Consider the following 24,093-nt stretch of genomic DNA (forward strand, 5'->3'; position numbering starts at 1 on the left):
GGGTCAGGTGCGCAGCAGGGCCAACACGCCCTGGGGCATCTGGTTGGCCTGCACCACCATGGCATTGCCCGCCTGTTGCAGGATCTGCTGGCGCGCGAGGGTGGCGGTCTCCACCGCAAAGTCGGTGTCGGTGATGCGCCCCCGGCTGGCCGAGAGGTTCTCGCTGCCGATCTGCAGGTTGGAAATGGCCGACTCCAGCCGCGACGACTGGGCACCGATGACGGCGCGCTGGCTGTTCACGTAGTCGAGCGCGCGGTCCACCGACACGATGGTCTGCGCGGCCGAGGTGGTCACGTCCAGCGTGTTGCGCAGCCCCATGGCACCGAGGCCAACCGCGCCCACGCGGGTTTCCATGGTCTGGTTGGCGTTGGCGCCCACCTGGAAGACCTTGGTGCTGATGGCGCCGCTGGACGACGCGATGTTTTCGTAGGTCTCGGTGAAGCCCTGCAGCGCATCCTTGCCCGAACGGCTGCCCTGGTTGGGCAGCGCAGCCTTGGCGTCGCGCACCATGCCGCCATCCACATCGGCGCCGCCAATGGCACCGGTGTCGGCGTTGTTCAGGCTGAAGGTACCGATGAAGGCAGCGCCGTTGAGCGCGAATTGCGCCTGTACATCAGCCCCGTTGGTGAAGGCCCCTGCCGAGGCAGCGGCAATGGCCGCGTCCAGCGTGGCGCCGGGGTTGTTGCTCATGTAGCTGAGCACGTCCTTGATGCCCGTGCCACCCGCCGCCTTGATGCGGTCGTGCATGTAGCGCACAGCCGAGTAGCTGGCCGAATAGAACTCGCTGGTGTTGGTGGGCCCGCCAATGGCCGCCACCACGGCTGCCACGCCCAGATTGGTCACATCCCCACGCACGCGCTCGTCGGCACCGTGGACGAACTCGGCCGCGCCTTCGGCAAACCACAGGTGGTTGGTGGTGATGTCCTGCCAATTGGTGGCGCGCGCCATCACGGCGTGCACCATTTCGTGCGCAATGACGCGGTCGTTGTAGAACGGCGCGGTCCCGCCGTTGGGCATGTTGGGCGGAACGAAGTCGGCCATGTCCACCTGCAGCACCAGGTTGTTGCCCCGCCCCTGCCCATCAAAACCGGTGACCTGCACATAGGCCGCCACACCGCCTGCGTTGTCGGTGAAGCCGGTGTAGCGGATGTCCAGCGCCGCGCCGTCGGCCTGGATGCCGAAGTAGGTGCGGATGAGGTTCTCGCTGCTCTCCAGCCAGCTGCCCGCACTGGTCATGCCATCGAACACGGCCAGCAGGTTCTCGTCGCCCACCACGCTGGCATCGGAGCGGTCGAACACGTCCATGCCGTTGAACTGCGTGGTACGCCCGGTGCGGTCGATCTCTTGCGCCAGCCGCGTGACCTCGGCCTGGATGGCCTGGCGGTCGGACGCGCTGTTGGTGTCGTTGGCAGCCTGCACGGCAAGCTCGCGGATGCGCTGCAGGCTGGCGGTGACGCTTTGCAGCGCTCCCTCGGCCGTCTGCATGAGCGACAGGCCGTCGTTGGCATTGCGCGCCGCCTGGTTGAGCCCCCGGATCTGCGAAGTGAACCGCTCGGAGATCGCCAGGCCGGCCGCATCGTCCTTGGCGCTGTTGATGCGCAGGCCCGAGGACAGGCGCTGCACGGTCGTGGCCATGTCGCTCTGCGCATTGCCAAGCCGGCGCTGCGCATTGAGCGACATTACGTTGGTGTTGATCGTCAACCCCATGGCCTGCCCCGTGAACCCCTGGTGAGTGGTGGATAAATACACAGCTCCCGCGCCCCCACGCCAGAGCGCCGGAGCCCGGAAACCCGCTTCTCTTTCTCCTTATCGACGGGCTCCGGCAAAACCTGAATAGCGATTTCTGCGGGTCTTTCCCCCAGCCGCCAGCACGCCAGGGGCATGGCCGTTAGCATCGTGGGGTCTTTCTCTCCCCTTGGCCCGGCGGCGCCTTAAGAGCCTATTCAAAGAAGCCGCTCTCAGCCCCGCGCCAACCGTCCCTGTTGCCATGACCGCTCCCCCATCCCCTCTTGCGGCGCCCGATGCCGAGCCCGCCAACGTCTACCGCCATTCCGGTTTTGTTGCTTTTCTGATCGCCCGCGTGGTGGCTGTGGTGGCCACCCAGGTGCAGGCTGTGGTCGTGGCCTGGCAGGTGTACGACCTCACGCGCGAGCCGCTGGCGCTGGCCTATGTGGGGCTGGCGCAGTTTCTGCCCATGTTGTGCCTGCTGCTGCCAGCGGGCGATTTGATCGACCGGTTTGCGCGCAAGCGCATCCTGGCGCTGGCCTGGGCGGTGGGCGGGGTGTGCAGCGCGTTGCTGTGGTGGCTGTCGGGCCACGGCGCCAGCGGCGTGGCGGGCATTTATGCGGTGCTGGTGCTCTACGGCTGCTCGCGGGCTTTCTCGGGCCCGGCCATGCAAAGCCTGCTGCCGCAGATCGTGCCGCGCGGGCATCTGGCGCAGGCCATGGCCGCCAACAGCATGCTGATGCGCGTGGCAAGCATTGGCGGGCCCCTGCTGGGCGGGCTGCTGTATGCGCTGGGCGGCGGCGAGCTGACCTATGCCATTTGCTGCGCCTGCTTTGCACTGGGGGTGGCGCTGGTGCTGCGGGTTCCGGTGGCGCACGGCACCGCGCCCGGCCCCACGCAGGGCACGATGTGGCAGCGTTTTGGCGCGGGCATCGGCTTCATCCGCTCGCGGCCCATCATCCTGGGCACCATCTCGCTGGACCTGTTCGCCGTGTTGCTGGGCGGCGTGGTGGCCCTGCTGCCCATCTATGCACAAGAGGTGCTGCACGTGGGCCCGGCGGGCCTGGGCGCGCTGCGCAGCGCCATGGCGGTGGGTGAGGTGGGTGCCGGGCTGTACCTGAGCATGCGGCCCTTCAACCGCCATGTGGGGCGCACCATGTTCATCGCCGTAGCGGTGTTTGGCGTGGCCAACCTGGTGTTTGCGCTGTCGCACTGGTTCTGGCTGTCGTTTGCGGCACTGATGGTGGCGGGCGCGGCCGACATGGTGAGCGTGTACATCCGGGGGGCGCTGGTGCAGTTCTCCACGCCCGACACCATGCGCGGGCGGGTGAACGCGGTGAACATGCTGTTCATCGGCTCGTCCAACGAGCTGGGCGAGTTCCGCGCGGGCACCAGCGCCGCCTGGCTGGGTGTGGTGCCTGCCGCCGTGGTGGGCGGCCTGTGCACGCTGGGCGTGGTGGGGGGCTGGATGTGGGCCTTCAAGACGCTGCGCACGGTGGACCGCTTCGAGGAAGCTGCGCCGGCCAGCAGCTGAGCAGCTGAGCAGTTCAGCGGCGGCGCGACAGCCCGTGTAAACAAGCTCTGGGGCATTTGTGTCGCGCAGGTAAAACCCGCGCGGCAGGCTTGCACGCCGCGTGGGGGCGGCGCACCATGCGCCCACTGCCTGCCCCACAAGCGCGCCCATGAACGCACCCTTCGCTCCGCCCTCCAGCCATCTACAGCGCCGCACCGTGCTCGCAGGCCTAGGCCTGCTGGGCATGGCCGCCACCGCCCCTCTGGGCCTGGCCCGTGCCGCCGCCCCGGCAGGCGCCGCCCCCTGGGCCCAGGCCGACGAGGCCACCCTGGCCCGCCTGCTGGACCGCGTGACCTGGGGCAACATCGCCCAGGGCACGCAGGCGCTGCCGCCGCAGGGGGCTGCGGCCTATCTGACCGCCCAGCTGCGCCCGCCGCCCACCACGCTGCCGAGCGCAGCGCAGGCACAGATCGACGCCATGGCCATCACCCGCACGCCCTTGCCCGAGCTGGCCGCGCGCATGGAGGCGCAGCAACAGGCCGCCAAGGCCCAACCCACCGAAGAGGGCCGCAAGGCCGCACTCAAGGCCTGGCAGCAGGACATGCGCGCGCTGCAGCAAGAGGCGGCCGAGCGTTTTGTGCTGCGCGCGCTGTATTCCCCCACCCAGCTGCGCGAGAAGATGACCTGGTTCTGGATGAACCACTTCAACGTGTTTGCAGGCAAAGGCCCCTTGCGCGCGCTGGTGGGCGACTATGAAGAGCGCGCCATCCGCCCCCACGCACTGGGCCGCTTTCGCGACCTGCTGGGTGCCACGGTGCGCCATCCGGCCATGCTGCACTACCTGGACAACGCCCGCAACGCAGCGGGCCGCATCAACGAAAACTACGCGCGCGAACTGATGGAGCTGCACACCCTGGGTGTGGACGGCGGCTACAGCCAGCAGGACGTGCAGGAGCTGGCGCGTGTGCTGACCGGCGTGGGCGTATCGCTGCGGCCGCCGGACGACGAGCCCCCGCGCATGAAACCCGCGCTGCGCCGCCACTACGTGCGCGAGGGCCTGTTCGAGTTCAACCCCCAGCGGCATGACTGGGAGCCCAAGACGCTGCTGGGCCAGCCGCTGCGCGCCGAGGGCCTGGCCGAGGTGGACGAAGCGCTAGACCGCCTGGCCCGTGCCCCAGCCACGGCGCGCTTCATCACGCGCAAGCTCGCGCTGTTCCTGGTGGGCGACCAGCCGCCGCCTGCGCTGCTGCAAACGCTCACTCGCACGTTCGAGCGCAGCGATGGCGACATCGCCGCCGTGCTGGAGGCGCTGTTCAACACACCCGAATTTCACGCGTCGCTGGGCCAGCGTTTTCGCGACCCGGTGCACTACGTGCTGGCCGGCCTGCGCCTGGCCCATGGCGACGCCGTGCTGCCCGGCGCCGAGCCCGCGCTTGGCTGGCTGCAGCGCCTGGCCGAGCCCCTGTATGGCCGCGCCACGCCCGACGGCTACCCGCTGGATGCGGCGGCGTGGGCAGGCTCAGGGCAGATGTCCACCCGCTTCGAGATCGCCCGCGCCATCGGGGCCGGGGTGGCCTCCGCGCCCCTGTCCACCCCGCGCGAGAAGGAGATGAGGATGGCCGAGCAGTCCGCAGCGCAGCGCACGCCCCCGCCGCTGGCGCAGAGTGCCTATGTGCGCGCCCTGCAGCCCACCTGGTCGGCCGCCACGCGCAATGCGCTGGCGCAGGCCACCTCACCGCGCGAATGGAACCTGCTGTTCCTCGCGTCCCCCGAGTTCATGCACGGCTAGAAGAATCACCATGCAACGCAGACACCTTCTTCAAGCCCTGGGCGCCAGCGCGCTGGGCGTTAACAGTGCGAGCGCGATGGCCGCCCTCGGCGCGCTGGACGCGCGTTTTCTACTCGTTTTTCTGCGTGGCGGCTATGACTGCGCCAGCCTGCTCGTGCCCACGGCCAGCAGCTACTACTACGAGACGCGGCCCAACATCGCCATTGCCCGCCCCGGGCAGGACGGTGGCGCACTGCCGCTCACACCAGACTGGGGCCTGCACCCCGCGCTGGCCGATTCGATGCTGCCGCTGTACCAGCAGCGCCAGCTGGCCTTTGTGCCGTTTGCGGGCACCGACGACCTCTCGCGCAGCCACTTCGATACGCAGGACAGCATGGAACTGGGCCAGCCCGTGGGCGGGCGGCGCGACTACCGCTCGGGCTTCTTGAACCGGCTGGTAGCCGAGCTGAACCCGCGCACCGGCAACCCCCCGGCCACGGCAGCGCTGCAGCCCATGGCCTTCACCAGCACCCTGCCACTGGTGCTGCGCGGCGCGGTGGACGTGCCCAACACGCTGCTGAGTGCGGCGGCGGGCCGCAGTGGTGTGGATGCGCGGCAGGCACAGCTCATCGAATCCATGTACCGGGGCACGCCACTGGCCACGCCCGTGGCCGAAGGTTTTGCCACGCGCGAAGAAGTGGCCCGCACCATGCAGGGCGAAATGGAGGCCGCCAGCCGCAACGCGCTCAGCACCAAGGGCTTTGAAGGCACGGCGCGGCGCATGGCAAAGCTGATGCAGGCGCGCTACCAAATCGGATTTGTGGACGTGGGCGGCTGGGACACCCATGTGGGCCAGGGCGCTGCCACCGGCACGCTGGCCAACCGCTTTGAAGAGCTGGGCCGAGGCCTGGCAGGCTTTGCCGACGAGATGGGCCCCGCGTGGAAGCACACCGTGGTCGTGGTGGTCAGCGAGTTTGGCCGCACCTTCCGCGAGAACGGCAACCGGGGCACGGACCACGGCCACGGCACCGTGTTCTGGGTGCTGGGCGGTGGCGTGGGCGGCGGGCGCGTGGTGGGCGAGCAGCAGGCACTGACGGCCACCACGCTGTTCCAGAACCGCGACTACCCCGTGCTCAACGACTACCGCACCGTGCTGGGCGGGCTGTTTGCGCGCATGTACGGGCTGAACGCGGCCGCCGTGGCGCGGGTGTTTCCGGGGACGAAGGGAGTGGATCTGCGGCTGGTGTAGCCTGCGTAGATTGCTACATATTTAATAGCTATTAGCGCTTATCTATCGCGCGCAAAGGCCGATTTTCATTCAAAACCGGCCCCTGCTTCAGGCGTTGAAGGTGCCAGAGAGCAGCTCGGGCAGGCGCTCGACCTTCATCTTGAAACCGCAGGCCTGGGCATGGCCGCCGCCGCCCATGCTTTCGGCCAGGGCGATGCAGTCGAAATTGCGCTGCGCACGCAGCCCCACCTTCACGCCTTTTTCACCGGCGCTCCACATCAGCGCAAAGGTGCCGGTCTTGGCCGAGAGCATGTCGCCCACCAGGCTGTGGAACATGCCCGGCGCATTCACCATCAGGCCCGCGATGCCGTTGAACACCAGGGGCTGCGCGCCCTCGGCGATGTCGGCACAGAGCTTTTTGTACTTCTCGTCCATGGCCGCGCCGCGCACCATGAACTGCGCAAGCTGCTCGGGGCTGAAGGCAGCGATCTCGCTCCAGCGCGCAAAGTCCTGCGTCTCCATGTCGAGCGCCGACAGGAAGCGTGCGCTCTCTTCAAACTCCCACTTCCAGATGTCGCGGTCTTCTACATACTGCAGCAGCGCCGGGATGGGTGTGTGCGGGTGGAAAAACTCCCAGGCCAGGCGCGCGCCCGACTTGCTCATGTCAAAGTGCACCACGCCGCAGCGGCAGGCAAAGCCGGTGAGTTTTTCGGCCGCGCTCTTGTGGTGGTCCAGCATCACCAGCTTGGCGGCACGCTCGTCGATGGCCTGCAGGATCTCGGCCGAGAACGAGAAGTCAAGGATGTAGACGGTGCGGCCCGCCACGGGCGGCAGGTCTTCCACCGAGAGCACATCGCCGTGGTCCAGGCCCCGGTACTCGGCGCTGTCGCCGTAATACAGCCAGGCGGCCAGCGCAGCGCCAAAGCCGTCGGGGCAGTTGCGCCCGTGGTACAGGATCAGCGGTGCGGGGTCGTTCTTGTCGGGGGCAACCAGCAGTTGCAGGGGGAGTATGGTTTTCTTCGTCATGACCCCCAATTGTCGCTGGCTCAATAGACAGCAGCGAGCGCAAAGTGCGCAACCGCTCACGCGCCCGGCGGGAACCAACCGGCACGGCCACACCTCCACCCCACCAGCGCCACACAGCGAAAGCCCTCAGAAAAGGCCCCCGATGCTCCAGACCCTCAAAGACCTGTTCGACAGCTTCACGCAGCCCACGCCGTCCCCGTCACCCGCCGAGCGGACACACACGGTGCAACTGGCCGCCGCCGTGCTGCTGGTGGAGGTGGTGCGATTTGATGCCACCATGGACGACGCAGAACGCACCACCGTGGTGACCGCCCTGCGCAGCAAATTTGCGCTGAGCGACGACGAACTGGCCCGCCTGCTGGAGCTGGCCCTGACCACATCCCAAACCGCGTACGACTACCAGCGCTTCACCAGCAGCCTGAACGAGCATTTCACGCAGGACCAGAAGATCCAGCTGGTCGAGGCCATGTGGCAGGTGGCCTATGCCGATGCGCGCCTGGACGAAAACGAGATGCACACCATCAGCAAGGTGGCAGGCCTGCTGCACGTGACGCATGGGGAGTACATCGGCGCCAAGATGCGGGCGAAGGAAGTAAGCCCCCCCTGAGTCGCTTCGCGCCTTCCCCCCAAGGGGGGACGCCGCCCGTGCGGCGGAGCGGCCCTTGCACGGCGGCCATCGGCCTGCGCCGCGCGGGCTCTACGGATGATTAAGCCTGGTTCTACACCGGAAGCCAGCGCCACCAAAAAGGCTTGCGCTCTTCCTTCGCGCCCTGCGCCTGCAGCAAGGCAATGAACTCGGTGCGCCGGTGGCGGCGCGCGGCCTCCAGCGGGGTCATGTCGTCAAAGTCGGACCGCAACCCAGGATCGGCGCCATGGGCCAGCAGGTAGTGCGCAATGGCGTCGTGGCCGTGGACGAGGCTGGCCACCAGGGGCGTGCACAGGATCTCGGGGTGCTGGTAGTTGGGGTTCACGCCCGCGCTGATGTGGTGGCGCACCAGCGCCAGGTCGCCCGCCACGGCGGCGGCGTACATGTCTTTCCAGTCTCCAGCGGACATTGGCCTGTTCCTTGAGCGCGTTGCAGAAAACGTAGCAGTGTAGGCAGGCCTGTGTGCTGCACAATGCGCGCCTTCCCTACCCCACCAAAGAAGGGGTGTGGCGCCACCTTTAAACCTGTACCCCACGCTCCCATGCCCCCTCCCCTGCCCATCCTCTGGCGCGACGAGCACCTGGTGGCTGTGTACAAGCCCGCAGGCTGGCTGGTGCACCGCACGGGGCTGGACGCGGGCGAGACGCGGTTTGTGATGCAGACCCTGCGCGACCAGCTGGGCCAGCATGTCTATCCCGTGCACCGACTGGACAAGGGCACCTGCGGCGTGCTGGTGATGGCGCTGCACAGCGATGCGGCACGCGCGCTGTCGCAGGCGTTTGAGCAGGGCGCTACGCACAAGCGCTACCTGGCAATGGTGCGCGGCTGGGCGCCTGAGGCCATCGAGGTGGACCACGCGCTCAAGCCCGATGACGCCCCGGCCGATGCGGCGGTGCAAGAGGCACACACGCGCTTTCGGCGGCTGGCGCAGCTCACGCTGCCCGAGGCCAGCGATGCCCGTTTTTCCACCACGCGCGCTTCGCTGGTCGAGGCCATTCCAACCACCGGGCGGCGCCACCAGATCCGCCGCCACTTGAAGCACCTGGCGCACCCCATCATTGGCGATGCCACGCACGGCAAAGGCCCGCTCAACCGCTGGTGGGCCGAGCGGCTGGGCCAGCAGCGGCTGTGGCTGCATGCCTGGCAGCTCACGGTGCCCCACCCAGTGACGGGGGTGGCAATGACATTCGACAGCGGGCTGCGCTGGCCTGGGCCTGCGGACTTGGGCTGTGGGCACCTCCCCGCAGACGATTCCACAGAACCTGCCTGCGCCGACTGGCAGCGCCTGTTTGTGCAGCTGCCCTGGCAAGAGACACCCGCCCTGGCCCCGTAACGCGGGCGACACAGCGACAGCACACCCGTCGAAATAATGGGCGCTCCCAAAAAATCAGGAGACACCGCCCATGACCGCACCCGCCACCAACCGCGTCCTTGCCCACACCGGTGCGCGCTACCCCATCATCCAGGCGCCCATGGGCTGGATTGCGCGCACGCAGCTGGCCTCGGCGGTGTCGCGCGCGGGTGGGCTGGGCATCATCGAAACCTCGTCCGGCGAAACCGCCAACTGCCAGGCCGAGATCACCCAAATGAGCGCGCAGGGCCTGCCATTTGGCGTGAACCTGCCCATCCGCTTTTTGAAGGACGACGCCATGCTGCGCTTTGTGTGCACGTCGGGCGTGAAGTTTGTGACCACCTCGGCGGGCAGCCCGGCCAAGTTCATTGCGCCGCTCAAGGATGCGGGCATCACCGTGTACCACGCCGTGCCCACGGTGGACGCGGCGCTCAAATGTGTGGACGCAGGCATTGACGGCCTGGTGGTCGAAGGCGGTGAAGGCGGCGGCTTCAAGAACCCCGAAGAGGTCTCCACCCTCGTGCTGCTGCAGGCCATCCGCGCGCAGGTGGATGTTCCGCTGGTGGCGGCTGGGGGCATCTGCGACGGGCGCGGCATGGCCGCAGCCTTTGCGCTGGGGGCCGAGGCCGTGCAGATGGGCACGCGTTTTGTGAGCTGCGCCGAAAGCCCCGTGCACGCCAACTACAAGAACGCCATCGTCGACGCGGGCGTGACCGGGACCTGGATGCTCAACACCAAGGCCAGCCCCTGCATCCGTGCGCTCAAGTCGCAGCGCACCCAGGCTATTCACGAGGCTGGCCTCATGCCTGCCGACAGCTTTGCGGGCATCCAGCGCGTGTACTTTGACGGCGACATGGAGGCAGCCCCTGCGCTGGCGGGGCAGACGGCAGGGTTGATTGACTCCGTCAAGACCGCGCAGCAGATCATTGACGACACCGTGGCAGAGTTTTTTGCCATCAGCCAGCGCATGGGGGCGATGGCCGCAGCGCGGTCGTTTGGCTGAAGGCCGGTCGCCCGCCCCGGCAGGTACGGCGGCGGCTCAGGGACTCCGTGCAGGGCCCACCCACCGCGTCATAGAAAGCTTGTCAGCTCCTGTAAGGACAGTAACATGGACTTACACCCCAGCAGATTCTCTGCGTGGTAGCCCGAAAGCACCCCGACCATGTTTTTGCCGACCGATGACAAAGCCCTGCTCAGAACAGTACTGGTCGTCGATGACACCCGCGAAAACCTGACCGTCATTGGCCAGCTGCTGCGCCCGTACTACCACGTGCGGGTGGCCAACTCGGGCCAACGGGCCTTGCAGGTCGCCTACACCCAGCCGGTGCCCGACATCATCCTGCTCGATGTGATGATGCCGGAGATGGACGGCTACGAGGTGCTGGCCGCCCTGCGTGCCGCGCCTGAGACCCGCGAGATCCCGGTGATCTTCGTGACCGCCCTCGACGCCATTGCGGACGAAGAACGTGGCCTGCAGGCGGGCGCTGTGGACTATGTGGCCAAGCCCATCAAGCCCGCCGTGCTGCTGGCGCGGGTGCGCACCCACCTGGAGCTGAAGGCCGCACGCGACTGGCTGGCCGACCAGAACAGCTACCTCGATACCGAGGTGCAGCGCCGCATGGCCGAAAACGAGCTGATCAAGGACTTCAGCCTGCACGCCATGGCCACGCTGGCCGAAAAACGCGACAACGAAACCGGCAACCACCTGCACCGCACGCAGGCCTATATCGAAGTGCTGATGCTGCACCTGCAGGACCACCCCCGCTTTCGACACCTGCTGGGCAGCGCCCACCAGCGCCAGCAGATCGCCAAGGCCGCGCCGCTGCACGACATCGGCAAGGTGGGTATCCCCGACGCCATCCTGCTCAAGCCGGGACGCCTCACGCCCGAAGAGTTCGAGGTGATGAAGACCCATGCCCGCATTGGTGCCGACGCCATCGAGGAGGCCATCCGCAACGTGCTGCAGATGAGCCGCCACCGATCGCTGTCATCCGCCACAGCGCCCAGAAACTCGGCCCTCGAATTCCTGGAGACAGCGCGCCAGATCGCAGCGGGCCACCACGAAAAATGGGACGGTTCGGGCTACCCCGAAGGCCTTCAGGGCGACGCCATCCCGCTGCCCGCCCGGTTGATGGCCATCGCCGATGTGTTTGACGCGCTGATCTCGCGCCGCCACTACAAGCAGGCTTTCACACTCGACGATGCGGTGGACATCATCCGCAATGGCCGGGGGCAGCATTTCGACCCCGACATCTGCGACGCATTTCTAGAACTGGTTCCGCAATTTGCAGCCATCGCCGAACAGTTTGCAGACCATCCGGAAGCCGAGCCGGGGCATTGACGCATGCTCGCCATTCGCATCACGCCCTTCGCGCACCGCAGCGAGCCTGCCCGCAATGCCAGGGGTTGGGTGGTCGGAATGGCTGTCGCGGGGGCCGTTGCATGGTCAGCAGGTTGTCGCGCGCAAGACCAGAACTTCCAGGAGAAATTGGCAAGCTCCGCGCTGCTTGCACAGATGCGCCAGGGCGGTTTTGTGCTCTACCTGCGCCATGGCGCCACCGACAGCAGCCGGGTGGACCGAGCCCCGCAGGTGGATCTGAACGACTGCAACACCCAGCGTGTTCTCAGCGATGCCGGCCGACAACAGGCGCGCGAACTGGGCCTCATCTTGCAGCGCGCCAGAGTCCCCGTGGGCGAGGTCATCCACAGCCCGCTGTGCCGGGCGATGGAAAGCGCGCAGCTCACGTTTGCCGCACAGCCCCAGTTGCTGCGCGTGGAGCCCCTTCTGGCCTACACGGCCCATCTGACCAGCGAGCAGAAGAAACCCGTGATCGCCGCCACGCAGGCCCTCGTATCCACCCCGGTCCCTGCGGGTACCAACCGCGTCATCGTGGCCCACGCGCCGAACATGGCAGACCTGATGGGCTATTTCGTCAAGCCCGAAGGAACCATGGTGGTGCTGCGCCCGCTGGGGCAGTCCCGGTTTGAATACTTGGGCAGCATTCCTCCGTCGCACTGGAACACCCTGCTCAACGCCCCGCCCAAGCGCTGACCCACTTTCGCGCAGCCCATTGCCCATGCTCCTTCTGCTCAAACGCCAACGGTTTTTTCTGCGTTTCTTTCTGCCAGTGGCGCTGGCCGTGCTGGTGGGCATGGGGTTTGACTATGCGGTGCAGCAACGCACCCAGGCCATACAGCGCAAGGCCCTGCAGAGCCAGGAGGAGGACATCAAGGTGGCGGCCCAGGCGGAGGCCATCAGCCGTCGGCTGCTGGAGATCAAGCTGCGGCTCGCACAGACCCTGACCGCCGCCAAGGACCGGAACGTGGATGAAGCAAAGGCCTACCAGCTTCATGCGCGCATCGTGGACGAAATGGCTGCGCTCGAAAAGGACCTGACCGCACTGACCACCGCCCCTGACTTCTCGCACATCCGGGAGCACTACCCTGCAGCACTGAGCGCGTTTCAGGAGTTTCGCCAGTTCGCCCTGATGAGCTCGGACCAGATGTCCATCGACCAGTCATTGGCGGGTGAACATCTGCTGAGCGCCACGGCGTACTACGGCGTGTTCGCCTTGCGCATGGGCGACATTGCCAAGACATTCATGGACCATGCGATCCAGAACGCCGCCAGCACGCGCAACCAGTTGGAGGAATTTGATCGCCGCATGCGCCTCTACAGCACGCTGGCCGCGCTGGTGTTTCTGGCACTGTGGTTTGTGCTGTCGCGGTCCACATCCCGCCAGCTGGACCGGCTCAACCTCATTCTGCAAAAGCTGTCGCGCGGCGAAAGTGGTCTCAGCGACTACAAGACCTTCGCGCTGATCAAGGCCACGGCCGCGCGCCAAGGCACGCTCATCGGGGATATGGCCCATGCCGTACTGGCTTTTCAGAAAGCGCAGGACGAGCGCCGCCTGGCGCTGGCAGAGCTGCATGACCGCGAAGAACTGCACGCCAACATCATCAGCCAGGCCCCCATCGGCATCGTGGTGCTCGACATGCAGACCCTGCAGTTCGTGAGCTTCAACGACGCCACCTATGAACCGTTGGGCTACACGCGCGAAGAGTTCTCGCGAATGAGCCTGTACGACCTGCAGCTGGACCCGGACAAAAGCAAGGTCGATGAAAAGCTGCGGCGCATCCAGGACCTGGGTGGCCAGGACTTTGAAACCCAGCGGCGCGACAAGGCAGGCAACGTGCGCGACTTCTGGGTGTCCATGCGCCCCCTGCACATGCACGACCGTGAGTGCATGACCGGCATCTGGGTGGACATCACCAGCCGCAAGCAGTCCGAGCGTGAACTGACCCGCTACCGCGACGAACTGGAACAGCTGGTGGCCGAACGCACCCTCGACCTGGAGAAGACCAGCCAGGCCCTGGCACAGCAAACGCTGGAACTGCAGCACGCCAACGCGCAACTGCGCAGTGCCAAAGCCATGGCCGACGACGCCAACCAGGCCAAGAGTGCCTTCTTGGCCAACATGAGCCACGAGATTCGCACACCCATGAACGCGATCATCGGGCTGACCCACCTGATCCGCCGCGACACCACCCACCCGCACCAACGCCGGCAGCTGGACAAGGTGTCGGGCGCCGCCATGCACCTGCTGGCGGTCATTAACGACATCCTGGATTTTTCCAAGATCGAAGCGGGCAAGATGGCCCTGGACCCTACCGATTTCGAGCTGGAGAAGGTGGTGAGCAATGTGTTCACCATCACCGGCGACAAGGCCGAGGCCAAGGGCCTCGAGGTGATGGCCGAACTGGCAGGGGTTCCAGCCATCCTGCACGGGGACGGTGTGCGGCTGGGGCAGATCCTGACCAACTTCATGGGCAATGCGGTCAAGTTCACCGAGCACGGCAGCGTGTCGTTGCACGCCTCTGTGGTCCAGCGCGAAGACACCCAGGTGCGCCTGCGCTTTGAAGTGCGCGATACCGGCATCGGGCTGAGCCCGGAACAGCAGGCCAAGCTCTTCCTCGCGTTTCAGCAGGCCGATGTCTCCACCACCCGCACCCACGGGGGCACCGGCCTGGGGCTGGCCATATCGCGCCGCCTGGCTGATCTGATGGGCGGGCAGGTAGGGGTGCGCAGTGAACCTGGCAAGGGCAGCACCTTCTGGTTCGAGGCGCCCTTTGGCATCAGCACGCAGGCCCCTGCGTCGCACCACGCGCAGGCCCTGCCCCCCAGCACCCGTGTGCTGGTGGTCGATGACATGGAAGAGGCCCGCGAGCTGCTGGCCGACATGCTCACCCACCTGGGCGCGCGGGCCGATGCGGTCTCGTCTGGCACGTTGGCGTTGCAGGCAGTGGCACAGGCCGATGAGGTGGGCGACCCTTACGAGCTGGTGCTGACCGACTGGCTGATGCCAGGCCTCAACGGCACCCAGACCTGGCACCAGATCTGCGCGATGCCGCTCCAACACCGACCTGCCTGCATCCTGGTCAGCGGCAGCCTGAGCTGCCCTGCCGATGAGGTGGATGCAGGCCCGTTTTCCGCCTTCTTGCCCAAGCCCGTGCTGCCCACCGCGCTGGAAGAGGTGCTGGTGCGCGTCTGGAACCGCGCACAAGGGCCAGAGACCGGTGCACCCGCACCGAACGCCGATGAGCCCGTGCAATTCGCACCGGGGCTGCGCCTGCTGCTTGCAGAAGACAACGCGCTGAACCAGGAAGTGGCCGGAGAGCTGTTGCGGCAACTGGGCTTTGCCGTGGATGTGGCAGGTGATGGGCTGATTGCCGTGGAGCGCGCTCGCGAACAGCGCTATGACCTGATCCTCATGGACATCCAGATGCCCCGCCTGGACGGCCTGCAGGCCACCCGCCAGATTCGCGCGCTGCCAGGCCATGCACAGACACCCATCGTGGCCATGACGGCCAATGCCTTTGCCGAAGACCGCGCCACCGCGCTGGCCTACGGCATGAACGACCACCTGCCCAAGCCGGTGGACCCCGCACAGCTGGCGCGGGTGCTGGCACGCCTCCTGCCCAGTGCGGTGCTGGCAGCAGGCGCCCCCGCCCCGGCGGCTATAGCACCCGCCAGCGCCACGCCGGGTAACGAAGCGCGGATGCGCACACAACTCCAGGCAGTGCCGGGCTTTCAGCTGGAGCAAGGGCTGCGCTCACTCGGCAACAATTTCACGGCCTTGGTCAGGCTGCTGCAGCGCCTGGTGGTGGAGCACCGCCAGGACGCCCGGACGGCGCTGCAGGCGTGGCACACCGGGAAGCAGGCCGAAGCACTGCGCACCGTGCACACGCTCAAAGGCCTGGCGGGCACGGCGGGCCTGACGGGCCTGCACGTGGCGGCGCAACAGGCCGAGGCAAGGCTCCAAGCCACACCCCGGGATGGCCACGACGCAGCGACCACCCAGGCCCTGCAGGACATGGATGCAAGGCTGCAGCAGCTGGTGCAGTCCCTCCGCTTTGTGGTGGATGCCGCCACCGAGGCGGCGGGCACGCCCCCCCCCGGCGATGTTGAGCAATTGCGTGCAGGCCTGCACAAGCTCCGGCCTTTGCTGGCCAGTGACGACCTGGATGCGAGCGCTGCCTACGCTGAGCTGCATCCCGCCATGCGGCAGCACTGCCCGGACCGTGCCCAGGCCCTGGCCCAGGCCATCGATGGATTCGACTTTGTGCAGGCACTGGCGCTGCTCGATGCCACGCTGGCAGCGGCAGACAACCCCTACGACGCCGCCGATGCACACAGGCCCGCATCCACCCCACCGGCCGCCCCTCCACCGGCCAGCTGACGCCCCCTTGGGCGTGGCGGGCCTGCGCTACACTTTTTGGCCTTGCCGCACACCCCCCGCAATGGCCCTGCCACCCCAGGCGCCGGCCTCGCAGGGCCACACCCCACATGCTCTTGCTACGCCCACCGTTATCACGGCCTCTTGCCGCTGGTGTTTCCCCCCCCACCAGCCCCGACACCAAAGCCAACCCGGGCGAGGCTGTGCCTGCGGGCCTGCAGCCGCGGGATCGCACGATGTCTGACGCGCAGCCCCACACACACCCCGGGCTGGCGCCCCCCTCGGGCAACCTGCGCGGCATCGTCGCCATGGTGGCTGCCGTGGGCTTCTTCTCACTGATGGACGCACTGCTCAAGACCCTCACCGCGCACTACCCGGCCATGCAGGTCGCCGCGCTGCGGGGCTGGGCCGCGCTGCCGCTGGTGGCCCTGTATGTGCTGTGGCGTGGCGAGGTGCCCCGGCTGCTCCAGGTGCGCTGGCCGCTGCACCTGCTGCGCGGCGGGCTCAACGTGGCCATGTTGGCGCTGTTTGCCTTTGCCATCCGCGAGCTGGCGCTGGCCGAGGCCTACACGCTGTTCTTCATCGCGCCGCTACTGATCACGGCGCTCTCTACCGTGGTGCTGCGCGAAAAGGTGCGCGCCGCCCACTGGGTGGCGATTGCGCTGGGCATGGTGGGCGTGCTGGTGGCACTGCGCCCCAGCCAGGAGGCGTTTTTCACCCTGGGGGCGCTGGCAGTGCTGGCGGCGGCGGTCTGCTATGCCGTGTCGGCCATCACGGGCCGCCTGCTCACGCGCACCGATTCCAGCGCCAGCCTGGTCTTCTGGACCACCACCTTGCTGGCCCTGGGCGCAGGCACGCTGGCCTGGCCGCAGTGGGTGGGCGTGGCCCAGGCGCACTGGCCGCTGGTGGCAGGGCTGGCAGCGACCGGCTTTGCGGGCCAGCTGGCGATCACCGAGGCCTTCCGCCACGGGCAGGCGTCGGTGGTGGCGCCGTTTGAATACACGGCCCTGGCCTGGGGCATGGGGCTGGACTGGGTGCTGTGGCAAACCGTGCCCGGCTACAGCACCCTGCTGGGGGGCGCCATCATCATTGGCAGCGGCCTGTATCTGGTGCGCCAGGAGCGCACGCAGGCCGTGGTGCCGCCCTGACGACGGCGGCGCCGCTGCACCATCGATTGCGCATTAAAAACTACAAATTTGATAGCAAATAAACGAATACCAGCGCGCGGAAACGGCCAATTTTTCTCAATAAAACCGGACACTCAGCCCATGCAAGCCCACGACATCCTGCACTTCTGGTTTGAAGAACTCACGCCCGCGCAGCACTTTGCCCAGAGCGACGCGCTGGATGCACAGATCCGCACCCGGTTTGGCGCCACCTGGCAGGCCGCGCAGCAGTGCGAGCTGTGGGCCTGGCGCGCCACGCCCCTGGGGCGCCTGGCCGAGATCCTGGTGCTGGACCAGTTCTCGCGCAACCTGCACCGGGGATCGCCGCTGGCGTTTGCCCAGGATGCCCAGGCCCTGGCGCTGGCCCAGGAGCTGGTGGCCGGGGGGCACGACGCCACGCTGACGCCCGTGCAGCGCGCCTTTGCCTACATGCCCTACATGCACAGCGAATCGGCCGCCATCCATGCACAGGCCCTGGTGCTGTTTGACCAGCCGGGGCTGGAGAACAACCTGCAGTTTGAAGTGCGTCACCGCGACATCATTGCGCGCTTCGGGCGCTACCCGCACCGCAACGCGGTGCTGGGGCGCAGCTCCACGCCCGAGGAGCTGGCGTTCTTGCAGCAGCCCGGTTCGTCGTTCTGAGCCACCGGGCGCGCCGCGCTCCGGTCAGATCGGCCGCGTGAGGTACACCGCCTCGCGCCCCACGATGGGCTCGCGCGTGGGCATCATCACCGTGCAGTCGTCGCACAGCGCGCGGATCTCGTGCGGGCCATCGGTGGCGATGAGTTCGCCCTTGGCAAACACCTCAAAGCCCTGCACCGGCCGCGCAAAGCGGAAGTCTGCCGTGCGCACCATGCAGGTCTCCAGCAGCTCGTAGCGGCGCTGTGCCTCGGGCGCGGGCCGGTCGGTACGCGGTGCGATCAGGCCAAAGTGCGCCAGAAAATCCAGCGCTGCCGCCGTGGCCACATCGGCCGCCGATTGCAGGAAATGCTGCCCACACTCCACCACCAGGGCCACGCCCGTGCCATCGGCCTGGCCGTGGCGGCCATGCTGGATGAGCGGCGTGCCCGAACCGAGCCCACTGGGCATCACCAGGTGCACGGGCGGGCGGCCCAGGGCCAGCGCAACCTCGGCGTTGCGCGGGTAGGCGGGGTAGACCCAGAACGGCTGCACGTCCTGGCTGGTGGAATGGATGTCGAGGATGTGGTCGGCCGCAGCCACCACCGGGCGCAAGGCGCGGGCACGGTTCAGCTCGGGGCTGTCTGCGGTGCCGTCCAGCTCGGCCGCCGACCACACGCGGTTGAGGTTGTGCACCAGCTGGCGGCTTTCAAACGGGCGGCTCTGGTCAAACGACTCGTAGGCGGCCACGTTGGCAAAGCTGATGGTCAGCGTGCCGATGAGGGGGCGCACGCCCGTATCCAGCAGGTGCGTGGCAGCCACCATGCCGCAGATCTCGTTGCCGTGCGTGAGGGCGTTGATGAGCACATGGGGGCCGGGCTTGCCCGACTCGAAGCGGTGCACATAGTCGATGCCCACATTGCCCTGGCGGTAGGCCGAAAGGTCGCGGGGCAAGACTTCAAAAACGGGAGGATTTTGGGACATGGGGGACCATTAATAAGACAACACATCATTGTCTGCGCAAAGCCCCATGCGTGCATGGCTGCGGTGTACGATGCCCGCCGGTTTTGCTCCACACCGCGCCCCATGCCCACTGCCCGACTTTGCCCGCTGGCCGACGTGGCCGCCCTGATCCCTGCCGACTGCTGGATGGCCGAGCGCCTGGCCCAGGACCCTGGCGCGCTGGCCGATGAAACCGTGCTGTGGATCACCGGCGACGTGCAGGTGCCCGAGCTGCACCTGGATGCGCCCCTGGCCAGCGGCAGCCCGCTGCGAGACATGGTCGAACGCAGCGCCCCAGGCACCACCACCCCGAAGCGCGCCCCCTTTCTGATCCTGGTCGAAGGCCAGCTGCAGATCGACGGCGCGCTGACCTGCGACAACACCGACGGTGCCACCCACCTCATCGTCCGGGGCGACGCCCAGGTGCACAACGCCGTGGTGGGTGGGCAGCTGCTGTATGTGCAGGGCGCACTGAGGGTGCAGGGCCTGCTGTGGGGCCATTACAACCACGGTGAGCTGCACGTGCACGGCGGGCTGCAGGTCCGCGTGGCGCTGTTCACCGACGAATACCACCTGCACATCGAAGGCCCCGAGCAGGTGGAGTTTCTGCTGGACGAGGTTCGCCCCGTGCCCCACCTGGCGGAGTTCTCCGGCGAGGTGCTGGGCGCCATGTTCGCCCCGGAATTTCTTCACGGGGCAGCGTCGGGCGAAGAGGGCCTGGCGGCGATGCTGGACCGCCCGCAGGTGGTGGCCGCCGTGCGGGCCGGTGACAGCGCGGTGCACAGCAGCGCAGACATCCACGCCGCCTGGCCGCTGGCGCATGACCTGTGCGCCGACAACACCATCAGCGTGCAGAACATCCTGACCGTGGTGCACACGCAGGTCATCGCACACAAGGAGCACAAGGCCTATGGCTGGTTTCAGCAGACCGACTTTTCGATCTGCCAGCGGCATGTGGACGAAGACGGCGACCAGCGCGACGACAACGTGTTCATCACCGTCTGGAAAACCTGGGACTTCTACCTCTCGGTCGAGCAGACGCCCGCGCCCCAGGGCCTGCTGCAGCGGCTGGCGGCCACGCTGCTGCGCCGCAGCGTGCCCACCGCGCCACAGCTCACCCTGCTGTACCGCCGCTACAACCAAGGCGAGGCGGGCGAATGGCAGGCGCTGGCCGAGGGCACCGATCCCGAAGCCTGGCAGGCCTGCCAGCGCGCCTGGCGCGGCGTGCTCGACTACGTGCGCAAGGCCGTGGGCCAGCACCGCGCGCGCTACCCGCTCCACCAGCGCCTGGTGGCCACGCTGACGGCCGAGCACATCGAGTCCCTCACCAGCCTGCCCGTGTTCACCGACCAGTACAACGACTGGTGGGACAGCGACCGCAATGGCTGGTGGGAGGACGATATCTGGGTGGGCGCACGCCAGCCCTGCATGCACGACGGCGAGCCCTGGGGGCGCGCGCTCAAGCTCAGCTGGCACAACGGCGACGACGCACCGGGCGACGACGAAGACAACGCCCACAGCGCCTACCAGATCAACATCGACGAAGCACGCGAAGGCCCTGCGGTGGTGGAGTTCACCTGCGCCCAGCGCCAGAACGACAGCCGCGCCCCGCTGCCCCGGGGGGCGGCCGACCACATCGCCCGCCTGCTGCGCTTTTATGGCGCGATGGAAGCCCGCATCCGCGCCCAGGCCGAACAGAATGCCGCCCGCCAGGCCGAGGCCCGGCGCATTGAAGCAACCGTGCACCTGCTGGCCACTCCACCCCTGGCAGCCGATGTGCCCGATGTGGCGGTCTTCCCGCTGGAGCTGATGGAGCTGTCGGCCCAATGGCAAACCGACGGCCAGGCCTATGTGGCCACCGTGCGCGCCCACCATCTGGCGCAAGACAACCCCGAGCCCACGGCGGACGACGCAGCCGCTGCAGACGACGAGGGGGAAGACGAAGACGAAGACGCAGAGCAAGAAGAGAAAGAAAACACCCTGCCCCCCGACCCGCGCAAGGCCGCCGCGCCCACCGTGCTGCAGCTGGCACGCGTGGTCCACCGGCATGCCGACGCCGACCTGGGCGAGCGCTTCCGCCAACGGTTTGCATTTGCCCCCGATGCCTTTGTGCAGCGCGCAGCCAACGCGGGCTGCTTCATCGGCCCGGTGATCGCGCTGGACGATGGCCGCGTGCTGGCACGCATTGGCCCCGCCTACGACGACACCGCGCACTGGGTGGCCGTGCAGGGCCCGCAGCACCAGCCGCTGCCAGCACTGCGTGGCGTGGGACGCTCCCCCAACCGGCACATTTTTGCCCAGAGCGACGGCCAGCAGATCACCACCCACCAGGGCTTTGACGGCCCGGTGATCGCGCGCTTTTCCTTTCCCCGTGGCAACGAGGGCCTGCCAACCCATGTGCAGGTGGCCCCCGGCCCCCTGGGGCAGCGCTGCGACGAACTCATCCCCTTCAACGACGGCCAGCGCGTGCTGCTGCTCAACCCGACCGGCATCTACCTGCTCACGCCCACGGACAACGGCGGCAACGATGGCCGCAGTGATGGTGGCGGTGTGCAACGCCTGCACCCGCAAACCTTTGACGAAGACGGCCCCTACACCTGGCCCAAGAACCAGATGGACGAAGAGGTGGGCGGCCAGACCATCACCACGCTGGCGCTCGACATGCTGCACATGGCCCTCTCGCCCGACGAGCGCCACATCGCCGTGGGCGACCAGGACAGCAGCCACATCCTGCTCGATGCCCGGGGCAACTTGGTGGCCGAATACGACCCGCAGTCGTCATACCCGCACCACACGGCCTTCTCGCACGACGGCACGCGCCTGTTCGCCAACTCATGCCACTTCTACTGGGGCAGCACGCTGTCGGTGCCCCTCGCGCCGTTCCCGCCGCCAGTGGCACAGGAGCAGGCCGACGCGCCGCAGCGCGCACCCACCGACGCAGAAGACCTGCCCACGCTGGACGACCGCTGCCGCGTTTACGCCTCGGCCACCCAGCCCGGCCTGGTGGTCCTGGGCGACGCCGACGGCTACCTGCACGCTCTCAGCGACGACGGCCAAGCCCTGTGGCGCCACCACATCGGCAGCACCATCAGCGGCATGGACATGGCCCCCGATGGCAGCGTGCTGTGGGCTGCGAGCTACGGCGGCTACCTGGTGCGGCTGGAACGCAGCGAGGCGGGCATGGACCCGTATTCGATTGGGACATCGCCGTATGTGGAGACCAGCCGGTGGATTTTCTGGGGGGATGAGGCGGGGCCGGTGCGGTGGTAGGAGGTGCGACGGGGGCCTCTGGGTATTCACGCTCCAGCAACTCACTCGCTATAGTCTACTCGGTGCCGCCCTGCCGGATTTCATGGATTCACATACCGGAATACGCGAGTGGCGTTGCAACTGCAGACCCAGACAGTAAGCCACTCATTTGCCCGAATATCCGGCCCATCCAGCAGGCTTGCGAAATAGATTCAATTTGACTTCCTGGAACATGCCCCAGCACTACGACATCAGGTCGGCAACATTCGACGAATTTGTCGAGTTCATGTTCGACCGCGAGGTCACCTCGTATGCGGAGAACGCGAACCCTGTATCGCGTCCATGGTACTGGGACGCTGACGTGAAGTTCGCTCCTCAAAAGACACTAGCCTTCTATGTACGGCTCTTCTCCAAGCCCGAATTCCTGCTCAACCGCTACCCGGTGCCCCAACTCGAACAGGCTTTTTGGGCCATACCCAGTTGCAGTATGGAGTGCTCTGTCGCACATCTCATTTGGGACACCAGACTGTCGTTCGAGATGCGCGAAAGCTGCGTCCGATCAATGTACGAACTGTATGCACGCCTGTTCGCGGAAGAGCCACTGGAAAACTCATCGGACATGTGGTGGGACTCGCTAGCATATGACTGGCACTGTGGTATCCGCCTTCGCGCCAATGGCGAAGAGGATCTGGCCATGCAGGATGTGATGTTCGAAACTTTGGTCCGAATCCTGCAACTACCGCAGGAACACTGCCAGGGTGCTGCGCTTCACGGGCTCGGCCACTTGCATCATCCAGAGACAGATACGGCAATTCAGTGCTTCCTCACTGAGCGCCCCAACATCGACCCTGACCTGAAAGCGTATGCGCTCTCAGCAGCAAAACTTGAGGTCTTATGAATGCAAGCTAACTTGGCAACTGGCGCAATAAGCTCCATTGATCTGCTTTCGTCAGCCTGTTGTCCGCAGGTCATCGCCATATTGAAGCACCGCGCATCGTTACTGCCACAGGAGCACCCTACCGGGTAGTGCCAGCGCCAATCATCAGCACCCGCCTGCGGCAGCCACCACACAACGGCCAGTCCTCCCTACTGCGGCACCAACTCCACCCTTCGACTCTTCGCCCAGCCTTCGTCGCCGCTGTTGCCCTTAGCCCTTAGGAGTGACGAAGCGGAACCACTACGGCGGTAGGTTGGAGCAGGCCCGTGCGTGGCGCGGAACGGGCATTGGGGTGCTCACACTCGTCGCGTTCGCTCGCTATAGTCGGCTCGGTGTCGCGCTACCGGGTTTCATGAAACTCTTGAACCAGGGAATCCGCGCGCGGCGCGGCGGCTGCAAACCCAGGCCACAGGCCACCTTCAGGAGGAATCCGTGTCCAGAATATCCCGCATCGGCCATGCTTTCGTCGTGGGTTCTGCGGTCCGCGTAGCGCGAGGCTTCGGGAACCGACATCTCCTTTGGCCCACCCTGCTTCTTGCGTCCACACAGGTCGCGGTCGCCCAGGACTGCGTCAGAATCGCCTGCGGTCAGGCCGACGGCTGCGAGGTCTCCCCCTCTCGGCTCACGGCAGCGCTTCCGCCGGGCTTGGACATCCGGTCGATCAGGGGCAACACCAAGATTGCCACCCACGGCGAGGCGGCGCTGCTGGAGTGCCGCCCAGCGAGTCGCCTTGCGGCTGCAGTGTCCGCAGACCGGGCGAGCATCTATGGTGCTGTACAGGTGACAGGCAAGCTCCACGCGTCTGGCATCCTTCGGTTCGAGCCAAACGACGGCGGCGAGTTGGAGTTCCGCCCGGGCAAGGAGACGCTCCGAACCGGTGGACATTTCTTCAAGACAAACTTCGCACGCATCAAGCTGGATGAAGCGCAACCGCCCATGAAAATCGCACCACCCCAGAGCCTTGCCACCGCCAACTGCTGGCAGGCACATGCCAAAGTGGAGCTGTCAGATTTCTCCGTTCTGATCGGAGACACCTCGGCTGCTGGCACCTATGCGCGGCAAGCACGCATCACCCAGGCCAGTGGCTTCACCCAATGCACCTGGGGCGGAAAATGAAGCACAGCCCG

The 24,093-nt window shown here is 66.8% G+C and carries 18 protein-coding genes; 14 read left to right on the forward strand and 4 right to left on the reverse strand.

The features are described from left to right. Nucleotides 1-3: 3 nt before the first annotated feature. Nucleotides 4-1,707 (reverse strand): flagellinolysin, encoded by a 1,704-nt coding sequence (locus tag ACSQ3O_RS19300; protein ID WP_436140110.1) that lies wholly within the window; start codon nt 1,705-1,707, stop codon nt 4-6. Nucleotides 1,708-1,987: 280 nt separating this feature from the next. Here ACSQ3O_RS19300 and ACSQ3O_RS19305 point away from each other — a divergent pair, with 280 nt between their 5' ends. The 3 genes from ACSQ3O_RS19305 (at nt 1,988) to ACSQ3O_RS19315 (ending at nt 6,255) form a co-directional block, all read left to right on the forward strand. Further along, nucleotides 1,988-3,259 (forward strand): MFS transporter, encoded by a 1,272-nt coding sequence (locus ACSQ3O_RS19305; RefSeq protein WP_436140111.1) that lies wholly within the window; start codon nt 1,988-1,990, stop codon nt 3,257-3,259. Nucleotides 3,260-3,407: 148 nt separating this feature from the next. Further along, nucleotides 3,408-5,027 carry a DUF1800 domain-containing protein gene (locus ACSQ3O_RS19310; RefSeq protein ID WP_436140112.1) on the forward strand — a complete coding sequence of 540 codons (1,620 nt, stop codon included), beginning with the start codon at nt 3,408-3,410 and terminating at the stop codon, nt 5,025-5,027. Between the two features lie 10 nt (nt 5,028-5,037). Next, nucleotides 5,038-6,255 (forward strand): DUF1501 domain-containing protein, encoded by a 1,218-nt coding sequence (locus ACSQ3O_RS19315; RefSeq protein WP_436140113.1) that lies wholly within the window; start codon nt 5,038-5,040, stop codon nt 6,253-6,255. A gap of 87 nt (nt 6,256-6,342) precedes the next feature. Here ACSQ3O_RS19315 and ACSQ3O_RS19320 read toward each other — a convergent pair whose 3' ends face one another. After that, a complete protein-coding gene (locus tag ACSQ3O_RS19320) occupies nt 6,343-7,260 on the reverse strand; it encodes a DHH family phosphoesterase (RefSeq protein WP_298454307.1) in 918 nt (305 codons plus the stop codon). A gap of 142 nt (nt 7,261-7,402) precedes the next feature. On the opposite strand from ACSQ3O_RS19320, the gene ACSQ3O_RS19325 reads away from it, so the two are divergent. Then, complete coding sequence (locus ACSQ3O_RS19325) at nt 7,403-7,867, forward strand: TerB family tellurite resistance protein (RefSeq protein ID WP_436140114.1); 465 nt, start codon at nt 7,403-7,405, stop codon at nt 7,865-7,867. Nucleotides 7,868-7,979: 112 nt separating this feature from the next. Here ACSQ3O_RS19325 and ACSQ3O_RS19330 read toward each other — a convergent pair whose 3' ends face one another. After that, nucleotides 7,980-8,315: an ankyrin repeat domain-containing protein gene (locus tag ACSQ3O_RS19330; protein ID WP_436140115.1), complete on the reverse strand. Its 336-nt coding sequence runs from the start codon at nt 8,313-8,315 to the stop codon at nt 7,980-7,982. Nucleotides 8,316-8,447: 132 nt separating this feature from the next. Here ACSQ3O_RS19330 and ACSQ3O_RS19335 point away from each other — a divergent pair, with 132 nt between their 5' ends. The 7 genes from ACSQ3O_RS19335 (at nt 8,448) to ACSQ3O_RS19365 (ending at nt 17,802) form a co-directional block, all read left to right on the forward strand. Further along, nucleotides 8,448-9,239, forward strand: coding sequence for a pseudouridine synthase (locus tag ACSQ3O_RS19335; protein ID WP_436140116.1), 792 nt, complete (start codon nt 8,448-8,450; stop codon nt 9,237-9,239). Between the two features lie 70 nt (nt 9,240-9,309). Further along, nucleotides 9,310-10,260 (forward strand): NAD(P)H-dependent flavin oxidoreductase, encoded by a 951-nt coding sequence (locus ACSQ3O_RS19340; protein ID WP_436140117.1) that lies wholly within the window; start codon nt 9,310-9,312, stop codon nt 10,258-10,260. A 159-nt stretch (nt 10,261-10,419) separates the two neighbouring features. Then, complete coding sequence (locus ACSQ3O_RS19345) at nt 10,420-11,598, forward strand: response regulator (protein WP_436140118.1); 1,179 nt, start codon at nt 10,420-10,422, stop codon at nt 11,596-11,598. Nucleotides 11,599-11,745: 147 nt separating this feature from the next. After that, nucleotides 11,746-12,309: a histidine phosphatase family protein gene (locus ACSQ3O_RS19350; RefSeq protein WP_436140119.1), complete on the forward strand. Its 564-nt coding sequence runs from the start codon at nt 11,746-11,748 to the stop codon at nt 12,307-12,309. A gap of 25 nt (nt 12,310-12,334) precedes the next feature. Next, nucleotides 12,335-15,997 carry a response regulator gene (locus ACSQ3O_RS19355; protein WP_436140120.1) on the forward strand — a complete coding sequence of 1,221 codons (3,663 nt, stop codon included), beginning with the start codon at nt 12,335-12,337 and terminating at the stop codon, nt 15,995-15,997. Nucleotides 15,998-16,230: 233 nt separating this feature from the next. Next, nucleotides 16,231-17,142: a DMT family transporter gene (locus tag ACSQ3O_RS19360; protein ID WP_436140121.1), complete on the forward strand. Its 912-nt coding sequence runs from the start codon at nt 16,231-16,233 to the stop codon at nt 17,140-17,142. Between the two features lie 120 nt (nt 17,143-17,262). Further along, entirely contained in the window at nt 17,263-17,802 is a 540-nt protein-coding gene (locus ACSQ3O_RS19365; RefSeq protein WP_436140122.1) for a DUF924 family protein, read from the forward strand. A 24-nt stretch (nt 17,803-17,826) separates the two neighbouring features. Here the strand turns inward: ACSQ3O_RS19365 and ACSQ3O_RS19370 are convergent, their stop codons facing one another. Next, complete coding sequence (locus ACSQ3O_RS19370; protein WP_436140123.1) at nt 17,827-18,762, reverse strand: succinylglutamate desuccinylase; 936 nt, start codon at nt 18,760-18,762, stop codon at nt 17,827-17,829. Between the two features lie 102 nt (nt 18,763-18,864). Between ACSQ3O_RS19370 and ACSQ3O_RS19375 the strand changes: the two genes are divergently transcribed. The 3 genes from ACSQ3O_RS19375 to ACSQ3O_RS19385 all read left to right on the forward strand — a co-directional run bounded on the left by ACSQ3O_RS19375 (nt 18,865) and on the right by ACSQ3O_RS19385 (nt 24,082). Next, on the forward strand, nt 18,865-22,050 hold the full coding sequence (locus ACSQ3O_RS19375) for a WD40 repeat domain-containing protein (RefSeq protein ID WP_436140124.1): 3,186 nt from the start codon (nt 18,865-18,867) through the stop codon (nt 22,048-22,050). Between the two features lie 211 nt (nt 22,051-22,261). Continuing rightward, nucleotides 22,262-22,927, forward strand: coding sequence for a hypothetical protein (locus tag ACSQ3O_RS19380; RefSeq protein WP_436140125.1), 666 nt, complete (start codon nt 22,262-22,264; stop codon nt 22,925-22,927). 471 nt (nt 22,928-23,398) lie between these two features. After that, nucleotides 23,399-24,082 carry a hypothetical protein gene (locus tag ACSQ3O_RS19385; RefSeq protein WP_436140126.1) on the forward strand — a complete coding sequence of 228 codons (684 nt, stop codon included), beginning with the start codon at nt 23,399-23,401 and terminating at the stop codon, nt 24,080-24,082. Nucleotides 24,083-24,093 lie beyond the last annotated feature (11 nt).

Origin of the sequence: Acidovorax sp. LjRoot74, from assembly GCF_964254355.1 — a bacterium.
GTDB lineage: Bacteria > Pseudomonadota > Gammaproteobacteria > Burkholderiales > Burkholderiaceae_C > Acidovorax.

What these genes read in the sequence shown, in the direction of transcription:
- ACSQ3O_RS19355 (WP_436140120.1), top strand. Translation starts at nt 12,335, where the DNA reads ATGCTCCTTCTGCTCAAACGCCAACGGTTTTTTCTGCGTTTCTTTCTG.
- ACSQ3O_RS19300 (WP_436140110.1), bottom strand. Translation starts at nt 1,707, where the DNA reads ATGGGGTTGACGATCAACACCAACGTAATGTCGCTCAATGCGCAGCGC.
- ACSQ3O_RS19315 (WP_436140113.1), top strand. Translation starts at nt 5,038, where the DNA reads ATGCAACGCAGACACCTTCTTCAAGCCCTGGGCGCCAGCGCGCTGGGC.
- ACSQ3O_RS19375 (WP_436140124.1), top strand. Translation starts at nt 18,865, where the DNA reads ATGCCCACTGCCCGACTTTGCCCGCTGGCCGACGTGGCCGCCCTGATC.
- ACSQ3O_RS19335 (WP_436140116.1), top strand. Translation starts at nt 8,448, where the DNA reads ATGCCCCCTCCCCTGCCCATCCTCTGGCGCGACGAGCACCTGGTGGCT.
- ACSQ3O_RS19360 (WP_436140121.1), top strand. Translation starts at nt 16,231, where the DNA reads ATGTCTGACGCGCAGCCCCACACACACCCCGGGCTGGCGCCCCCCTCG.
- ACSQ3O_RS19320 (WP_298454307.1), bottom strand. Translation starts at nt 7,260, where the DNA reads ATGACGAAGAAAACCATACTCCCCCTGCAACTGCTGGTTGCCCCCGAC.
- ACSQ3O_RS19310 (WP_436140112.1), top strand. Translation starts at nt 3,408, where the DNA reads ATGAACGCACCCTTCGCTCCGCCCTCCAGCCATCTACAGCGCCGCACC.
- ACSQ3O_RS19370 (WP_436140123.1), bottom strand. Translation starts at nt 18,762, where the DNA reads ATGTCCCAAAATCCTCCCGTTTTTGAAGTCTTGCCCCGCGACCTTTCG.
- ACSQ3O_RS19365 (WP_436140122.1), top strand. Translation starts at nt 17,263, where the DNA reads ATGCAAGCCCACGACATCCTGCACTTCTGGTTTGAAGAACTCACGCCC.
- ACSQ3O_RS19340 (WP_436140117.1), top strand. Translation starts at nt 9,310, where the DNA reads ATGACCGCACCCGCCACCAACCGCGTCCTTGCCCACACCGGTGCGCGC.
- ACSQ3O_RS19380 (WP_436140125.1), top strand. Translation starts at nt 22,262, where the DNA reads ATGCCCCAGCACTACGACATCAGGTCGGCAACATTCGACGAATTTGTC.
- ACSQ3O_RS19330 (WP_436140115.1), bottom strand. Translation starts at nt 8,315, where the DNA reads ATGTCCGCTGGAGACTGGAAAGACATGTACGCCGCCGCCGTGGCGGGC.
- ACSQ3O_RS19345 (WP_436140118.1), top strand. Translation starts at nt 10,420, where the DNA reads ATGTTTTTGCCGACCGATGACAAAGCCCTGCTCAGAACAGTACTGGTC.
- ACSQ3O_RS19325 (WP_436140114.1), top strand. Translation starts at nt 7,403, where the DNA reads ATGCTCCAGACCCTCAAAGACCTGTTCGACAGCTTCACGCAGCCCACG.
- ACSQ3O_RS19305 (WP_436140111.1), top strand. Translation starts at nt 1,988, where the DNA reads ATGACCGCTCCCCCATCCCCTCTTGCGGCGCCCGATGCCGAGCCCGCC.